Annotated in this window: 15 protein-coding genes; 12 read left to right on the forward strand and 3 right to left on the reverse strand. The window is 67.5% G+C overall.

The genetic code is table 11. From position 1 onward, the window contains the following. Positions 1 to 33 precede the first annotated feature (33 nt). The gene (locus ABFX56_RS12930) at positions 34 to 837 is read left to right on the forward strand and encodes an ABC transporter ATP-binding protein (RefSeq protein WP_346233798.1); all 804 of its coding nucleotides are present in this window, start codon (positions 34 to 36) and stop codon (positions 835 to 837) included. Further along, complete coding sequence (locus ABFX56_RS12935) at positions 834 to 2,474, forward strand: thiamine pyrophosphate-binding protein (RefSeq protein WP_346233749.1); 1,641 nt, start codon at positions 834 to 836, stop codon at positions 2,472 to 2,474. The genes ABFX56_RS12930 and ABFX56_RS12935 overlap by 4 nt, the downstream gene beginning before the upstream one ends. Here the strand turns inward: ABFX56_RS12935 and ABFX56_RS12940 are convergent. Then, positions 2,471 to 3,220, reverse strand: a complete 750-nt coding sequence (locus ABFX56_RS12940; protein ID WP_346233750.1) for an IclR family transcriptional regulator — start codon at positions 3,218 to 3,220, stop codon at positions 2,471 to 2,473. The genes ABFX56_RS12935 and ABFX56_RS12940 overlap by 4 nt on opposite strands. 95 nt (positions 3,221 to 3,315) lie before the next feature. On the opposite strand from ABFX56_RS12940, the gene ABFX56_RS12945 reads away from it, so the two are divergent. The 6 genes from ABFX56_RS12945 to ABFX56_RS12970 all read left to right on the forward strand — a co-directional run bounded on the left by ABFX56_RS12945 (position 3,316) and on the right by ABFX56_RS12970 (position 9,620). Then, positions 3,316 to 4,563 (forward strand): FAD-dependent monooxygenase, encoded by a 1,248-nt coding sequence (locus ABFX56_RS12945; RefSeq protein WP_346233751.1) that lies wholly within the window; start codon positions 3,316 to 3,318, stop codon positions 4,561 to 4,563. A 24-nt stretch (positions 4,564 to 4,587) separates the two neighbouring features. Beyond that, complete coding sequence (locus ABFX56_RS12950; RefSeq protein WP_346233752.1) at positions 4,588 to 5,649, forward strand: maleylacetate reductase; 1,062 nt, start codon at positions 4,588 to 4,590, stop codon at positions 5,647 to 5,649. Between the two features lie 29 nt (positions 5,650 to 5,678). Next, positions 5,679 to 6,599, forward strand: coding sequence for a dioxygenase family protein (locus tag ABFX56_RS12955; RefSeq protein WP_346233753.1), 921 nt, complete (start codon positions 5,679 to 5,681; stop codon positions 6,597 to 6,599). Positions 6,600 to 6,714: 115 nt separating this feature from the next. Further along, positions 6,715 to 8,175 (forward strand): benzaldehyde dehydrogenase, encoded by a 1,461-nt coding sequence (locus ABFX56_RS12960; protein ID WP_346233754.1) that lies wholly within the window; start codon positions 6,715 to 6,717, stop codon positions 8,173 to 8,175. A 61-nt stretch (positions 8,176 to 8,236) separates the two neighbouring features. Then, positions 8,237 to 8,929 (forward strand): 3-oxoacid CoA-transferase subunit A, encoded by a 693-nt coding sequence (locus tag ABFX56_RS12965; protein WP_346233755.1) that lies wholly within the window; start codon positions 8,237 to 8,239, stop codon positions 8,927 to 8,929. A gap of 40 nt (positions 8,930 to 8,969) precedes the next feature. Next, complete coding sequence (locus ABFX56_RS12970) at positions 8,970 to 9,620, forward strand: 3-oxoacid CoA-transferase subunit B (RefSeq protein WP_346233756.1); 651 nt, start codon at positions 8,970 to 8,972, stop codon at positions 9,618 to 9,620. Positions 9,621 to 9,629: 9 nt separating this feature from the next. Here the strand turns inward: ABFX56_RS12970 and ABFX56_RS12975 are convergent, their stop codons facing one another. Next, entirely contained in the window at positions 9,630 to 10,439 is an 810-nt protein-coding gene (locus ABFX56_RS12975) for a carbon-nitrogen hydrolase family protein (RefSeq protein ID WP_346233757.1), read from the reverse strand. A 78-nt stretch (positions 10,440 to 10,517) separates the two neighbouring features. Here ABFX56_RS12975 and ABFX56_RS12980 point away from each other — a divergent pair, with 78 nt between their 5' ends. From ABFX56_RS12980 to ABFX56_RS12995, 4 genes are all read left to right on the forward strand, one after another. Continuing rightward, on the forward strand, positions 10,518 to 10,928 hold the full coding sequence (locus ABFX56_RS12980; RefSeq protein WP_346233758.1) for a VOC family protein: 411 nt from the start codon (positions 10,518 to 10,520) through the stop codon (positions 10,926 to 10,928). Positions 10,929 to 11,024: 96 nt separating this feature from the next. Next, the gene (locus ABFX56_RS12985) at positions 11,025 to 11,243 is read left to right on the forward strand and encodes a hypothetical protein (RefSeq protein ID WP_346233760.1); all 219 of its coding nucleotides are present in this window, start codon (positions 11,025 to 11,027) and stop codon (positions 11,241 to 11,243) included. Positions 11,244 to 11,316: 73 nt separating this feature from the next. Continuing rightward, on the forward strand, positions 11,317 to 14,286 hold the full coding sequence (locus tag ABFX56_RS12990; protein WP_346233761.1) for a helix-turn-helix transcriptional regulator: 2,970 nt from the start codon (positions 11,317 to 11,319) through the stop codon (positions 14,284 to 14,286). 20 nt (positions 14,287 to 14,306) lie between these two features. Next, entirely contained in the window at positions 14,307 to 15,533 is a 1,227-nt protein-coding gene (locus tag ABFX56_RS12995; RefSeq protein WP_346233762.1) for an NAD(P)/FAD-dependent oxidoreductase, read from the forward strand. On the opposite strand, the gene ABFX56_RS13000 is transcribed toward ABFX56_RS12995, so the two are convergent. Further along, complete coding sequence (locus tag ABFX56_RS13000) at positions 15,530 to 15,928, reverse strand: NAD(P)-dependent oxidoreductase (RefSeq protein ID WP_346233763.1); 399 nt, start codon at positions 15,926 to 15,928, stop codon at positions 15,530 to 15,532. The genes ABFX56_RS12995 and ABFX56_RS13000 overlap by 4 nt on opposite strands.

Genomic DNA, 15,928 nt, shown 5'->3' on the forward strand with positions numbered 1-15,928 from the left:
ACCGCCCGCGTTGCGACCGACTCGACGCAGACCATGCTGTCGGTTCAGGGCCTGAAGAAGGTGTATCAGGTTGAAGGCGGCGAGATCGAAGCCGTACGCAACCTCACCTTTGATGTCGCCGCTGGCGAGTTGGTCTGCGTCGTGGGCCCGTCCGGCGCCGGCAAGACCACACTGCTGAAATGCATCGCCGGATTGCTCACCCCCACCGCCGGCACCATCCAACTCAAGGGTGAGACGGTCACCGAGCCGCCCAAGGCGATGGCCATCGTCTTCCAGGAATACGGCCGGTCCCTGTTCCCGTGGATGAGCGTGCGCGACAACGTCGAGCTGCCGCTGAAAAACGCGCGGGTGCCCAAGGCGGAACGGACCAAACTCGTCGACGACGCGCTGAAAGCCGTGGAACTGTCCCACGTGCCCGACAGTTATCCCTGGCAACTCTCCGGCGGCATGCAACAGCGCGTCGCGATCGCCCGGGCCGTGGCCTACCGCCCCCAGGTGCTGCTCATGGACGAACCCTTCGCCGCCGTCGACGCGCAGACCCGCGCCGACCTGGAAGACCTGATCCGCGACATCTGGAAGAAACTCGGCGTCACCATCCTGTTCATCACCCACGACATCGACGAATCCGTCTACCTCGCCCAGCGCGTACTGGTGCTGTCCAACTCCCCCACCGTTGTGCAGGAAGACCTCACCATCGACCTACCCGACGACCGCGACCAGATCAGCACGCGCTCCTCTGCCCGATTTACCGAGCTGCGCACCCACGTCTGGGAGCAGATCCAACTCGCCAAGGCATCCAAACCGGCCGGGACCACCGCACCGGGCACGCACGGATGAAGGTCAGCGAAGCCGTCGGCAGGTCCCTGGCCCAGTGGGGTGCCGACCGGGTGTTCGGAGTCGCCGGTAGCGGCAACTTCGAGGTAACGACCGCGCTGGTGGCCGGCGGCGCGCAGTACGTCGCCGCCCGTCACGAAAACGGCGCGACCACGATGGCCGACGGCTATGCCCGGCTCGCTCGCCGCGTGAGCATCGCCAGCGTGCACCAGGGTCCCGGTCTGACCAACGCGATGACGGGCATTGCCGAGGCGGTCAAGGCTCACACCCCGCTACTGGTGATCGCCGGCGCGGTGCCAGGAACGATGAAGACGTCCAACTTCTGGATCGACCAGGCCGCCGCCGTCGAAGCACTCGGGGCGGTGGCCATCCGGCTCGAGTCGCCGCACACCGCGTTGGCGGATGCCGCGCGTGCCTTCCTGATCGCTCGGACCGGCCGGACCGTCGTGCTGGGACTGCCGCTGGATGTGCAGGTGGCCCAGATCGACTGGAGTGGATCCGCGGACGATCTGCCGGATGCACCGACGCCGCCGGCGCCCTCGGCCGCGGCGATCGCCGATCTGGCCGCGCGACTGGCAGCGGCGCTACGCCCGGTGGTCCTGGCCGGCCGCGGCGCCTTCGGGGCCCGGGCGGAGTTGATCCGGCTGGCCGAAGCGTCCGGTGCCCTGCTGGCCACCACCGCCATGGCGCGCGGCCTGTTCAACGGCGATCCGTGGACCGTGGATGTCATGGGCGGCTTCGCCACCGCACCGATGGCGGAGCTGATCCAGAATGCCGACCTGATCGTCGCCTTCGGCGCCTCCCTCAACCGCTGGACCACCCGCAACGGCGAGTTGATCGGTGACACGAACGTGGTGCAGGTGGACATCGACCGCGCCGCTTTTTCACTGCACCGTCGGGTGCAGGCCACGGTGACCGGCGACTCGGCGCTGACCGCGAACGCCGTCGCCGAGGTGCTGAAGAACCAGAACACACGCGTCGGTTACCGTACGGCTCACACCGCCGAGATCCTGACCACCGGACGCCGGTGGCGCGATCAGCCGTTCACCCCGGCCACCGACGATGCGCGCATCGATCCACGTGTGCTCGCCATCGCGCTCGACGACATTCTGCCCACGGAGCGCGTCGTCTCCTCCGACGCGGGCAGCTTCACCGAGTATTCGGCGATGTACCTGCAGGTGCCGGATGATCGCGGCTACTGTCTGCCCCTCGGATTCCAATGCATCGGGCTGTCCCTGGCCGCCGGGATCGGCGCCGCGCTCGCGCAGCCGCGCCGACTACCCGTGGTCGGCGTCGGTGACGGCGGTTTCATGATGAGCCTGGTTGAACTCGACACCGCGGTGCGGCTCGGGTTGCCGCTGGTCGTGGTCGTGCACAACGACAGCGCCTACGGAGCAGAGGTGCACCACTTCGGGCACGGGGACCTTCCCCTCGACATCGTGCAATTCCCCGATACCGACATCGCGGCCATTGCCCGGGGCTTCGGCTGCGACGGAATCACTGTGCGCTCGCTCGACGACCTGAACGCCGTGGCGGAAATCCTCAGCACACCGCGAACGCGTCCGCTCGTGATCGACGCGAAAACTATCTCGTTCCCGTCCTGGGTGGATGCGCACGCCTTCGTCGGCGAGCCGCGCTAGAGTCCGCCCAAGCTTCGGGAGATACCCCGGCCGGCCGCGACAACGGCCAGCCCCAGGGAGCGCACGTCCGTCGGAGTCTGACACACGACGGAGAGCGCCCCGACGACCGTGCCGTTTCGGCCGGACACCTTCGCCGCCACCGAATCGACACCGGGGCTGCGTTCGCCCCGCACCGTGGCGTAGCCGACGAGACGGCACTGAGCCAACGCTGCACGAAGTGCGCGGCCGGACACGATCGTGCGTTCCGTGAACCGCTCCAGCCCTTGCTCGACCACCCGGGCGAACAACTCCTGCCCCGCATGAGCGAGCAGCACCTGGCCCACCCCAGTGCAGTGCAACGGCAAGCGCCCACCGACTCCCGAAACGATCCCGACCGCATCCGCGGCAGAGCGCCGCTCCACCACGACCGCTTCGGTGCCATCGAGGATCGCCAATTGCACGTGCTGGCGCGTGGCCTCGTAGAGGTCCTCCATGAACGGCGCGGCGGCGGCCTGCAGCGAGAGCGCACGCGGGGCCAGAGTCCCCAGCTCCCACAGGCGCAGCCCAATCGTGAAGCCGCGGCTGTCATCGCGCTCGAGCGCTCCCCATCCGGCCAGTTCGCCGACGATGCGGTGGCACGTCGAGTGCGGCAGCCCCACCCGTCTGGTGATCTCGGCCAGGGTGAGACGGGGTCGCTCGGCGGAGAACACCGCCAGCACGGCGAGCGCCCGATCCAGCGTGGTGCGCGAGACCTCACCACTTCTCACCGACGACCACCTGATTTCATCCCAGGGACAAAAAACTGTCCGCTGGATGGACATCTTATGGACTTCGACGGAGCAGCGGCAAAACAATGGGATCCATGCCCCCGACATCCGACCGACATGCTTCCACCGCCAGCACCTCTCCCCTCAGGATCGCGGTCATCGGCGGCGGCATCGGCGGGCTCGCCGCGGCAGCCTTCCTGCACCGGGCGCATCTGGACGTCACGCTGTACGAGCAGGCGGCCTCACTCGGTGAGGTGGGCGCCGGATTGGTGGTCTCGCCCAACGCGGCTCGCCTGGTCCGCAGGCTGGGGACCTTCGACGCGTTTCTGGCCAAGGCCGTACCGCTGCAGGTCGGCTGGGAGTTTCGCCGATGGGACGACGGATCGGTGCTGTTCTCTCAGGAGCTGGGCGAATCCTGCCTCCGCCTGTACGGCGAGCAGACCTTCACCGCTCACCGCGCCGACCTCGTGGAGGTGCTACGTGCCGCAGTCCCGCCCGAACGCATCCGCCTGGGTCGACGGTGTGTGGCGCTGGAGCAGACCGAGCACAGCGTGCGCATCCGATTCGCCGACGGCCCGGCCGAAACCGCCGACCTCGTGATCGGTGCCGACGGCATCCACTCGGTGGTGCGCAACGCCGTGTCGGTCCCCCAGTCGGTTGAGTACTCCGGCATGTGCGCCTACCGGGCCATCGTCCCCGCCACGAAGGCACCCGCCTTCGCCCGGGCGGCCAGCCAGACACTGTGGATCGGGCCAGGCCATCACCTGGTGCACTATCCGATCTCCGGCGGAAAAGCGATCAATTTGGTTGCTTTCGCGCCGGCCGGCGACTTCACCACCGAGTCATGGTCATCGGTGGGCACCACCGAGGAGTTCCTCGCGGAATTCGAAGGCTGGGACCACCGGCTGACCGAACTGATCACCGCAGCCCCGGTCCCAGGCCGCTGGGCGCTGCTCGACCGGGCGCCGCTGGAGTCCTGGTGCGCTGGGCGGATCGGTCTGCTCGGCGATGCCGCACACCCGATGTTCCCGTTCTTCGCCCAGGGCTCCGCGCAGGCCATCGAGGATGCTGCGGCGCTGGCCGTGTGTCTGACCGCCGGCACCGACTCTCCGCAGCAGGCCCTGAAGACCTACGAACGGATGCGGATGGACCGTGTCACCACCATCCAGACAATGAGTCACGCACGCAAAGACATCAACCACCTGCCCGACGGCCCAGCGCAAGAGGCCCGAGATGCCAGACTTGTCCACGAGGACCCGCTGGAACACAACCGGTGGCTGTACGGCTATGACGCCGAAGCCGAGGCCATCGAGGCTCTGAAGACGATGACACTCAAACGATGACACTCAAACGATGACACTGAAGCGATGACAACATTCGAGCACGAGACCCTGGGCCAGCGGGTGCTGTTCGGCGCCGGGGGCGCGGCCGGCCACCTGGCGGCGGAGGTTGCGCGCCTGGGCGTCCGAAGGGTCATGGTGATCGCCTCAACGCGAGAGATCGCCGCCGCCGAGTCGGTGATCACCGGCGTCGACGTGGCCCTGCACTTCGACGACGTCGTACAGCACGTGCCGCAGGCCAGGGCGGATGCGGCGCGGGCCGCGGCGGAGTCGGCCGGGATCGACCTGCTCGTGGCGATCGGTGGCGGCTCTGCGATCGGGCTGGCCAAGGCCGTGGCGTTGACCTCGTCTCTGCCGATCGTCGCCGTCCCCACGACCTATGCCGGGTCCGAGGCCACCAATGTGTGGGGCATCACCGAGGGCGCGCGCAAGATAACCGGGGTCGACAATCGGGTGCTGCCGGCCACGGCGATCTACGACCCGGAACTCACCTACTCGCTGCCGGTCGACCTGTCGGTGGCGTCCGGCCTCAACGCGGTGGCCCACTGCGTCGATTCGATGTGGGCGCCGCGCACCGATCCGATCAACCGGGCGCTGGCCGCCGAAGGCATCCGAGCCCTGGCAGAGGGGCTCCCCCTCGTGAAGGACGATCCGACAGGTCGAGCCGGCCGGGAACCGGCACTCTACGGCGCCTACCTCGCGGCGGTGTCGTTCGCCTCGGCCGGGTCAGGAATGCACCACAAGATCTGCCACGTGCTCGGCGGTGCCTTCAATCTTCCGCACGCCGAAACCCACGCGACCGTGCTGCCGTACGTGCTCGCGTTCAATGCTGCGGCGGCGCCGGAGGCCGCCGCTCGGATCGCGGCAGGGCTCGGGGCGACGGACGCCGTCGACGGTCTGCAGCAGCTGCGCTCCCGGTTGCACGCACCGCGGGCGCTGCGCGACTACGGACTTGCCGAAGCGAGCATCCCCGAGGCCGTGCGACTGAGCCTGGCCGCCATCCCCCCGTCGAACCCGCGACCGGTCACGGCCGACAACCTGACCACTCTGCTCACGGCGGCGTGGTCGGGCCAGGAACCGGGCAGCTGAAGATTCAGCTGATCAGAAGAAGAGGAATCATGACCCCAATCAACCCGGATGACACCGACGTCTCCGCAGCGCAGGTCGCCATCGAAGAGCGCCTACTCAGCAACGTGCTCTCGTCCTTCGACGCCGCACCCGACCCCAGACTGCGATTCATCATGCAGTCGCTGACCCGGCATCTGCACGGCTTCATCCGAGAGGTGCGCCTGACGGAGGCCGAATGGAACCGTGGCATCGCGTTTCTCACCGCCGCCGGTCACATTACCGACGACAAGCGGGAAGAGTTCGTGCTCCTCTCCGATGTGCTCGGCGCCTCGATGCAGACCATCGCCGTTAACAATCCGGCGTACCAGGATGCGACAGAGGCAACGGTCTTCGGCCCATTCTTCGCTGAAGGGTCGCCCCGAGTCGAACTGGGCGGCGATATCGCCGCCGGTGCTCCCGGCCAACCATGCTGGGTCGAGGGCACCATCACCGACACCGACGGCAGCCCGGTGCCGCACGCCCGCATCGAGGTGTGGCAGGCGGACGAGAAGGGGTTCTACGACGCGCAATACGACGACAGCCGAGTCGCTGGGCGCGCCCACCTGTTCGCCGATGACCACGGCGGATATCGGTTCTGGGGTCTCACCCCTACCCCCTATCCGATCCCGAACGACGGCCCGGTGGGCAAAATGCTGGCGGCCGTCGGCCGCTCGCCGATGCGCGCGGCGCACCTGCACTTCATGGTCACCGCCGCAGGCCAACGCACACTGGTCACCCACATCTTCGTCCGCGGCGACGAACTGTTGCGCAGCGACACCGTGTTCGGCGTCAAAGAATCCCTGGTCAGGGACTTCGTCGAACAGCCATCCGGAACTGCAACGCCGGACGGACGCCAGATCGCAGACCGCACCTGGAGTCGCGTCAGATTCGACATCATCCTGGCACCAGATCCGGCGTCAGCAACGCCGTGATATCCGCGCACGGTGAGCGCGCCGGCGGCGGCCGTTGCGATCGGTGGCGCTCCGTGTTACGTTCATATCACGAACTCGCGTTCGCTTCGCGTACAGGATAGTTCCGGGAGGAATAATGGCGTTCTTCGACCCCGCCGAATGGGACGGGAAGGTCTACAGTTCCGGCTGGGTCACCAGCAGCGGCGGTAGCCAAGACATCATGGAGCCGGCCACCGAATCGGCCATCGGCAGATTCGGCGTCGCCAATGCGCAGGACGTCGCTCGCGCAGCCGAGGTGGCGGTGGAGGCCCAGAAGGGGTGGGCGTCGACGAGCTACGACCAGCGCGCCGCAGTGCTCCGCCGCGCCGGCGAACTGATCGACACGCACGCCGATGTGCTCGGCGACTGGCTGATCCGTGAAGCCGGCTCCGCCAAGGGCAAGGCCGCCTTCGAAAGCCACATGGTCTCGGGTCTGTTCTACGCTGCCGCCGCCATCGCACTCGCCCCGTATGGGCAATTGCTCCGCAGCGGTAAGCCGCGCCTCAGCTTGGCCCGCCGCATCCCGGTCGGCGTGGTCGGCGTCATCGCGCCGTTCAACTTCCCGCAGATCCTCTCGATGCGCTCGGTCGCGCCGGCGCTCGCGCTGGGCAACGCCGTCATCCTGAAGCCGGATCCGCGCACCGCAGTCTCCGGCGGACTGGCCTTCGCCGCCATCCTGGAGGAGGCCGGCCTACCGGCCGGGCTGTTCCACGTGCTGCCCGGCGCGGTGGAGCCCGGAACGGCGCTCATCGAGCATCCGGCCGTCCGCGTCATCTCCTTCACCGGCTCGACGAACGCCGGGCGCGCCATCGGCCAACTGGGTGCCAAACACCTCAAACGGGTGCACCTGGAACTCGGCGGCAACAACGCCATGCTGGTGCTCGACGACGTCGACGTGCCGCAGGCAGTCTCCGCCGGCGCCTGGGGTTCGTTCCTGCACCAGGGCCAAGTCTGCATGACCACGGGCCGCCACCTCGTCCACGAGCGGATCTATGACGAGTACGTCGAACGGCTCTCCGCTACGGCCGACGGCCTGCCGGTAGGCAACGGGGCGACGACGGATGCGGCGCTCGGCCCGGTCATCGATGCGCACCAGCGCGACCGTATCCACTCACTGGTCACCGGCAGTGTCGAAGCCGGAGCAAGGCTCACTGCCGGCGGCACCTACGAGGGACTCTTCTACCGGCCGACCGTGCTGGCCGACAGTCAGCCGAACCATCCGGCGTTCGAGCAGGAGGTGTTCGGTCCGGTCGCCCCGGTGATGAAGTTCTCCTCCCTCGACGAGGCCGTCGACATCGTCAACCAGAGCGAGTACGGCCTGTCGCTGGCGATCCTCACCAAGGATCCGCTGCGCGGTCTCGCCCTCTCCGACCGGATGCACAGCGGCATCGTGCACATCAACGACCAGACGGTCGACGACGAGCCGATCATCCCGTTCGGCGGGGTCGGGGCCTCCGGAACCGGGTCGCGCTTCGGCGGCGCCGATGCGAACATCGAGGCGTTCACCGAGACCCAGTGGGTCACGATGCAGAGCGACATCGAGCGCTATCCGTTCTGACAACCGATGCCCCAGGCACCAGAACACAGACCAGATACCAGAAACACACCCAGAGGACTGTATGATTTCGAAGATTGTGGCCAGCGCGGCTGCGGCCGTCGCGGACGTGCGCGACGGTTCCACCGTGATGATCGGCGGGTTCGGCTCGGCCGGCCAACCGGTCGAACTCATCGACGCCCTGCTGGAGCAGGGCGCCAAAGACCTGACCGTGGTCAACAACAACGCCGGCAACGGCACCACCGGACTGGCGGCGCTGCTGCAGGCCGGGCGGGTGCGCAAGATCATCTGTTCCTTTCCCCGCCAGGTGGACTCGCAGGTCTTCGACGGACTGTACCGGTCGGGCAAACTGGAATTGGAACTGGTCCCACAGGGCACCCTGGCCGAACGCATCCGGGCCGGCGGCGCGGGAATCGCCGGATTCTTCACGCCGACCGGTTTCGGCACGATGCTGGCCGAGGGTAAGGAGACCCGGCACATCAATGGTCGCGATTACGTGTTGGAGAACGCCCTGACCGCCGACTACGCGCTCATTAAGGCACACCGCGGTGACCGCCTGGGTAACCTGGTGTACCGCAAGACGGCAAGGAACTTCGGCCCGCTGATGGTCGGGGCAGCCTCCGTGGCGATTGCCCAGGTATCCGACATCGTCGAGGTCGGCGAGTTGGATCCTGAGTCGGTCGTGACCCCGGGAATCTACGTCCAGCGCGTCGTGAAGCTGGCCGGCAGCACGGCACCGGTCACGCAGGGCCAATGAGGACCGCGACAGTGACAACCACGACAGGGAAAGGGCTGCAATGAGAGGGCCACTGAGCCGCACCGACATGGCGCGACGCGCCGCGCAGGACATCCCGGAGGGGGCATACGTCAACCTCGGCATCGGCCTGCCCACGATGATCTCGGATTTCCTCCCTCAAGACCGGGAGATCATCCTGCACACGGAGAACGGCATGCTCGGCATGGGACCGGTCGCAGTGGGAGATCAGATCGACCCCGATCTGATCAACGCGGGCAAGATTCCGGTCACCGAACTGCCCGGTGCCGCCTACTTCCACCACGCCGACTCGTTCGGGATGATGCGCGGCGGACACCTGGACATTTGCGTGCTCGGTGCCTTCCAGGTGTCGACCAGCGGCGACCTGGCCAACTGGCACACGGGCACGCCGGATGCGATCCCGGCCGTCGGCGGAGCGATGGACCTCGCCATCGGCGCGAAACAGGTGTTCGTCATCATGGAACTCTTCACCCGTGACGGAGCCTGCAAACTCGTCCCCGAGTGCAGTTACCCGCTCACCGGCATCGGCTGCGTCAGCGCCGTCTACACTGACTACGCGGTCTTCCGCATCACCGAAAGCGGGGTGTCCGTGCAGGAGCTTTTCGGTGACACCACGCTGGAGGAACTCGAGCGGCTCACCGGATTGCCTTTGAGCTTGGTACCGGTCGCCTGAGCGGTACCGCTACCGAGCGACTACCGCGAACCGGCGCAGAGCCAACGCCGGATTGATCGCGCGCACCTCGGCGAGGCGCGCGGGAGACGCCCACCCGAGCGCCACATCGGTGTTCTCGCCCACCGTCGCCAACTCGACGCCCATCGGATCGACGATCATGCTGTTCCCGGCACCGATCGGTGGGGCCTGGTCTGCCGCCACAACATACACGGTGTTCTCCACCGCCCGCGCGGTGACCAGGAGACGCCAGTGCGCTTCCTTGAGCGGGCCGCGCACCCACTCGGACGGCACGAGCACAAGATCGACCCCCGCGTCCACGAGCCGCCTGGTGGACTCGGGGAAGCGCAGGTCGTAACAGGTCTGCAGCCCGGCCGTGAAGCCGCCGACCGAGAACGTTTCCGGTCTTTCGATGTCGCCGGCCAGCACCGAGTCCGACTCACGCTGGCCGAACGCATCATAAAGATGGATCTTGCGGTACTTCGCGAGCACCTCCCCGCTTCGCGACACCGCGATCAGGGTGTTGGCGAACCGGTCAGGCGTTCGGGTGGCCTCCAGCATCCCGGCCACGATGGTTGCGCCGACATTACCGGCGATCCGCGCCAAGGCCGCGACGAAGGGTCCGTCGAGGCTTTCGGCCGCCGCCACGGCGCGGGCGCCGAGCTCGGGGGTGAAGAACGAGGAGTATTCCGGGAACACCACCAGCTGTGCACCCCGATCCACGGCGCGCTGCGCGAGCGACCGGATGGCGTCGAGGTTGGCGGCCTTGTCGGTGCCCGGCGCGAATTGGGCCGCGGCGACCGGAATTTCATCGGATGGCATGAGCCCAGCCTAAGAGTGAACCCACTGCCGCGACAGATCGCCGCAGCGTAGCCTTGGCAGGTGACTGGAGGAGGCACCATGGCGACTGTGAGCGTGCGGTACATCGTCAACGATGTCGACGCCGCTATCGAGTTCTATTGCGGCTATCTAGGATTCCAGGAGGCCATGCATCCGGCGCCGACGTTTGCGATGCTGGATCGCGGCGACCTCCGGCTGCTGCTGAGCGCACCGAGCGAGCGCGGCGGCGGCGGCCAGTCCATGCCCGATGGGTCCGTGCCAATGCCGGGAGGCTGGAACCGGATCTCACTCGAGGTCGACGACCTCGCCGCCACCGTGGACGCGCTGCACGCGGTGGGCGTTCGCTTCCGCAACGACATCGTCATCGGCGTCGGCGGCCATCAGATCCTCATCGATGACCCGTCGGGCAATCCAGTCGAGTTGTTCGAGCCGACGATTCCCGAGGCCCGACTGTCGCCGGAAGCCACCTAAGACCCGCACTGGCGAAAGATAGGGCATTCGCCCGATCTATTCATCCCTCCTTAGAAACCACGATGGGAAGACATCGAAGTTTCTTAGAGGAGTGACATGATGTCATCGGAGTACACGTCCACGGTGCTGCTGAGGGCGCGGGAAGAACAGATACAGCGGGACGTCGAGCGAATCCGGGTCCAGCGGGAGCGGGCAGCGGAGCTGCTCAGTGCCCAGCGCGAAACGGCACGTCGTCCACGGGAGAACGTCATCGACCGGGTGCTCCGTTCCCTCGCCGCACAGCCACGACGGGTAGCCGAGCGGATGGGCCGGTAGCGACGATCCCGTGGCCTATGTCGGTGGTCCGTGGGACCATGGAATGGTGAAATCATCGGTAGCCAGCCCGACCATGATCGGTCGAGACCGAGAACTTCGGATGCTTCGCGCCACGCTCGACGAAGCGATCGAGGGCAGTCCTCGCGCCGTCGTGGTGGCCGGCGAGGCAGGAATCGGTAAGACGCGCCTGCTCTCCGAATTCGAGGCCGAGTCCGGCGCGCGGGCGCGCATCCTGGTGGGCAACTGCGTGGACCTCGGCGCCGGCGCGGTGCCATACGCCCCGATCACGGCGATGATCCGTACCCTTGTGCGGCAGGCTGGGGCTGACGCGGTGGCCGCCGCCGCGGGTCCCGGCCGGGGCGCGCTTGCCGTATTGCTGCCGGAGTTGCGCGACACGCTGCACCCGGATGCCGCCGACTCCGGTTCGGAGCGGCCCGGCGTTGCTCCGGTGCACGAAGTGATCGCGGTGCTGCTGGAGAATTTTGCCCGCGAGCACCCGATTGTGGCCATCTTCGAGGACCTGCACTGGGTCGACAGCGCCACACTAGCGGTGCTGCGTTTCTTGCTTCGCGCCCTGTCCGATGGCCGGATCATGATCGTGCTCAGCTACCGAAGCGACGACGTGGACCGAGCTCACCCGCTGCGAACCTTCCTGTCGGAGATCGACAGGGCCCGGCTGGCCAGACGTGTGGACCTCGCACGTCTCAACCGCCCGCAGGTGTTCCAGTTGGCCGGTGACATTTTCGATCAGACGCTCGACCCGGACACCCTGGAGCGGGTGTACGACCGCAGCGACGGCGTGCCGTTCTTCGTCGAGGAACTAGTGGGCCTGAACGTGGAGTGCGGCTGCGACACCGATGCATTACCGGACTCCCTGAGGAACCTCCTCCTGGCCCGGTACGAGCGGCTCTCGGACCCCGCCCAGCGCCTGCTGCGTCTTCTTTCCGCCGGCGGTGTGAGCGTCTCGCATGAATTGTTGACGGCGGTGCACGACGGCGATCCGGCCGAGTTGGATGCTGCGGCCCGGGAGGCAGTGCTCGCCAACGTCCTGGTCGCCGAAGAGACCCGCTACAGCTTCCGTCATGCTTTGGTGCGTGAGGCGATCCATACCGACCTGCTTCCCGGCGAGCGCGGCAGGTTCCACACCGCCTACGCTCAGGCGCTTGAGTCGGAGATCCAACCGGAGTGCTGCTCTTCTGAGATTGCCGAGCACTGGTTCGCGGCGCACAACCAGGCCAAGGCCTTCCCGGCGGCGCTGGCCGCGATGGAGGACGCGCGGGTCTCCTACGCCTACGGAGACGCCGCCGCGATGGGCGAACGCGCACTGGACCTGTGGCAGCAGTTGCCCGACGCCGAACGCATTGCCGGGATGTCCCACGTCGACCTGCTGGCCAAGACGGCTTCCGCGCTGCGTAACGCCGGTGACGATGAACGTTCCTTGGCCATGGTGGATGTGGCGCTCGACGAGGCCGAGGGCGACACGTCAGCGCCCCTCAATACGGTTCGCTTCGCCCGATTGCTTCGGGACAAGGCGTACTATCTGGCCAACATGGCCCTTCCGGGGTCGATCCCGCTTCTGGAGCAAGCACTCGAACTTGTGCCAGAAGGCGTGGACGAGGTCCTCCGAGGCACCCTGTTGAATACGCTCGCCGCCCGTCTGATGGTGAGGTCCGAACTGGACCGGGCCATTGACCTCGCCGATCAAGCACTTCAGCTGGCGCGGTCCATCGACTCACCGGGGCAGGCTTCGATCGCCGCGAACCTCGCCGGCCTGTCGCGCGCCCTCCGCGGCGAGATCGCGGCCGGGACCGCGCAGCTCGACTCGGCGAAAGAGCTCGCTCAAGGCGACCCGGCTGCGCTGCTGCGCTACCGCGTGAACGCCTCGGATCTCCGGTTCCACTTGGGCCGATTCGACGAGGCGCTGCAGTTGGCTGAGGAGGGCATCGCCCGTGCCAGGGCGCTGGGCGTGGAGCGGTCCTCGGGGGTGATCCTGACCTCCAACGCCGTGGACCCGCTGCTGGCGCTGGGGCAGTGGGACCGGGCCGGTGCCCTCATTGATCGCGCACGGGCCCTGGCGCCGCCTCCGGCGTTCCGGGTCTACTTACAGCGCGCGAAACTGTGGCTGCTGCTATGGCGCGGTGAGGCGGAGACCGCCGCGCGTACCTACCGCGGCTGGCGTTCCTCTATGTCGATGCAGACGACGTCGATGCAGACGATGTCGATGCAGACGACGTCGGTGCAGAGTGGTACCGCGGCAACGGGCACCGAGACGCAGACCCTGCTGGGCACGGCGCGCGTGCTGGCCGAGCTCGCGCTCGCGCAGGGTGATCTCGATGAAGCCTGGACGCAGGCGTCGCTGCTGTTTGCCGATGACCACCCGGTGTTGCCACCCTATGATTTGCCCCTGCTCAGCGTGGCAGCCGCAGTGGTGGCGCGTAAGCGCACCGTGTCGAACGCTGCCGCGGCCGAAGGGTGGGATCCGTCGGCCGACGAAGCGTCGGTGCGGGCGCTGCTGGAGAGGGAACGGTTCTGGCCGACCTGGGAGGTCTGGTCGGCGCTCGTCGATGCGGAGCTGGGCGGAGACGGTACCGGCAACTCCGTGCCCGAATGGCGCCGTGCCCTGCTCGGTGCCCAGCGCGGCCCGGCGCACCTGCGACCGTACGCCCTGTATCGGCTGGGCCAGGCGCTGGTCGCCACCGGCGATCGGGCGCAGGCGGCCGAGACCCTGCGGGAAGCCTCCGCAGCAGCTGAGTTACTGGGTGCCGGCTTGATCACTTCCCGTGTGGCCGCGTTCGTCGAACGCGCCGGTTTGGCGCTCACCGACCCCGCGGTGTCACGATCGACGGACGGTGCGGAGCTCACCGCCCGTGAGGTACAGGTGCTTGAGCTGATCGCGCAGGGCCTGAGCAACCGGCAGATCGGCGAAAAGCTGTTCATCAGTGCCAAAACAGCGTCCGTGCACGTGTCGGCGATCCTGAGGAAACTCGGTGCGGCCAGCCGCACCGAGGCGGCATTCCTGGCGTCGCACGAGTTCGCCCACTAACGGCGGCTACACTCGGGAACATGGGGCGCACCTTCGTCATCGTCGGCGCAGGTTTGGCAGGTGCCACGGCAGCCGGAGCGTTGCGCACCCAAGGCCACACCGGGCGGATCGTGCTCATCGGAGCCGAGAGCGAATTCCCCTACGACCGACTGCCGCTGTCGAAGGACTACCTGAAGGACAGGTCCGAAAAGGCGAAACTCTACCTCCACCCGCAGCGGTGGTACTCCGATCAGAACATCGAGTTACGCCGGGGCTGCTGCGTCACGGCCATCGACCGCGCCACCCATGACGTGGTTCTCCGCACCGGCGAGCGGGTCGGGTACGACAAGCTGTTGCTGGCGACGGGAGCTTCTGTGCGCCGGCTGAATGTTCCCGGCGACCAGCTGCACGGTGTGCTGTACCTGCGGAATATCGCGGATTGCGAGGCGATCAAGGCGGCCTTTGCCACGGCCGGACGCGTGGTGATCATCGGCGCCGGGTGGGTCGGTCTGGAGACCGCCGTCGCGGCCCGTCTGGCCGGATGCGACGTCACGGTGCTCGGCGCGGGCGACCTGCCACTGGCGAAGCCGCTCGGCCATCAGGTCGCCGGAATCTATGCCGCCCTGCATCGTCGCCACGGTGTGCGATTCCAACTGGGCGTCGCCGTGGCAGAGCTCACCGGGGACGGTGGTCGAGTCACCGGCGTGCGCCTGGCCGACGGAGCGTTCATCGGCGCCGACGTGGTCATCGTGGGGATCGGTGCCGTGGCGAACACCGCGCTGGCAGAAGGCTGCGGCCTCGTGACCGACGATGGCGTGGTCGTCGACGAGCACCTTGCCACGGCCGACCCTGACATCTTCGCAGCAGGGGACGTGGCCAGTTGCTTCCACCCGAGCCTGGGCATCCACCTGCGCTTGGGGCACTGGTCGGCGGCCAGGAAGCAGCCGCCGGTGGCAGCGGCCGGCATGATGGGCCGGGCGCCCGTCTACGACAACGTTCCCTATTTCTTCTCCGACCAATACGAGTTGGGCATGGAGTATCTGGGCTACGTGCCGCCCGATACCGCCGCCGAGGTCGTCGTCCGTGGTGACCTGGCGACGGGCAGATTCATCGTGTTCTGGCTGGCCGGCGAACGGGTGCTCGCGGGAATGAACGTGAACATCTGGCACCTCACCGCCGCCATTCGTGCCCTGGTGAGCTCCGGCGCCCGGGTGGATCGTTCCAAGCTGGCCGATCCGGCGGTGCCATTGGGCGAGGTGTCCGCCTAACCCAGATGGAGTGCGACGCCGGCCACCGATCCTTCGGCCAGTGCGTCCTCCAACGCAGACTCGTCGATCACGCCGGCGCTGCCGGCGTCCAGCACGACGGCGTCGAAGCGCATCCGGGCGATCCTCTCCGCATCGATCATCCCCCTGGTCTTTTCCGTCAGCGGCAGGGCGAGGACGACCGCGTGCGCAACCGGCAGCAAATCGCCCAAGAAGCGCGACGTGCGGATCTCATCAACGTAGGGCAGGTCCGTCTGGCCGAGCCGGTTCACCGCGAGCACCCGCATCCCCTCAGCCTTGGCCGATTGCGCGACCCGACTTCCCACCGCACCCAGCCCGACGACGAGCATGGTGCGGCCGGAAAGCCCGGCCGGCGTGAGGGCCAGCAGGCGGGTCAT

This window comes from Parafrigoribacterium mesophilum (genome assembly GCF_039652555.1).
GTDB lineage: Bacteria > Actinomycetota > Actinomycetes > Actinomycetales > Microbacteriaceae > Parafrigoribacterium > Parafrigoribacterium mesophilum.

Excerpts from the sequence above, each read along its gene's own strand:
- ABFX56_RS12930 (WP_346233798.1), top strand. The coding sequence starts at position 34 with ATGCTGTCGGTTCAGGGCCTGAAGAAGGTGTATCAGGTTGAAGGCGGC.
- ABFX56_RS12935 (WP_346233749.1), top strand. The coding sequence starts at position 834 with ATGAAGGTCAGCGAAGCCGTCGGCAGGTCCCTGGCCCAGTGGGGTGCC.
- ABFX56_RS12945 (WP_346233751.1), top strand. The coding sequence starts at position 3,316 with ATGCCCCCGACATCCGACCGACATGCTTCCACCGCCAGCACCTCTCCC.
- ABFX56_RS12950 (WP_346233752.1), top strand. The coding sequence starts at position 4,588 with ATGACAACATTCGAGCACGAGACCCTGGGCCAGCGGGTGCTGTTCGGC.
- ABFX56_RS12955 (WP_346233753.1), top strand. The coding sequence starts at position 5,679 with ATGACCCCAATCAACCCGGATGACACCGACGTCTCCGCAGCGCAGGTC.
- ABFX56_RS12960 (WP_346233754.1), top strand. The coding sequence starts at position 6,715 with ATGGCGTTCTTCGACCCCGCCGAATGGGACGGGAAGGTCTACAGTTCC.
- ABFX56_RS12965 (WP_346233755.1), top strand. The coding sequence starts at position 8,237 with ATGATTTCGAAGATTGTGGCCAGCGCGGCTGCGGCCGTCGCGGACGTG.
- ABFX56_RS12970 (WP_346233756.1), top strand. The coding sequence starts at position 8,970 with ATGAGAGGGCCACTGAGCCGCACCGACATGGCGCGACGCGCCGCGCAG.
- ABFX56_RS12975 (WP_346233757.1), bottom strand. The coding sequence starts at position 10,439 with ATGCCATCCGATGAAATTCCGGTCGCCGCGGCCCAATTCGCGCCGGGC.
- ABFX56_RS12980 (WP_346233758.1), top strand. The coding sequence starts at position 10,518 with ATGGCGACTGTGAGCGTGCGGTACATCGTCAACGATGTCGACGCCGCT.
- ABFX56_RS12985 (WP_346233760.1), top strand. The coding sequence starts at position 11,025 with ATGATGTCATCGGAGTACACGTCCACGGTGCTGCTGAGGGCGCGGGAA.
- ABFX56_RS12990 (WP_346233761.1), top strand. The coding sequence starts at position 11,317 with ATGATCGGTCGAGACCGAGAACTTCGGATGCTTCGCGCCACGCTCGAC.
- ABFX56_RS12995 (WP_346233762.1), top strand. The coding sequence starts at position 14,307 with ATGGGGCGCACCTTCGTCATCGTCGGCGCAGGTTTGGCAGGTGCCACG.
- ABFX56_RS13000 (WP_346233763.1), bottom strand. The coding sequence starts at position 15,928 with ATGACCCGCCTGCTGGCCCTCACGCCGGCCGGGCTTTCCGGCCGCACC.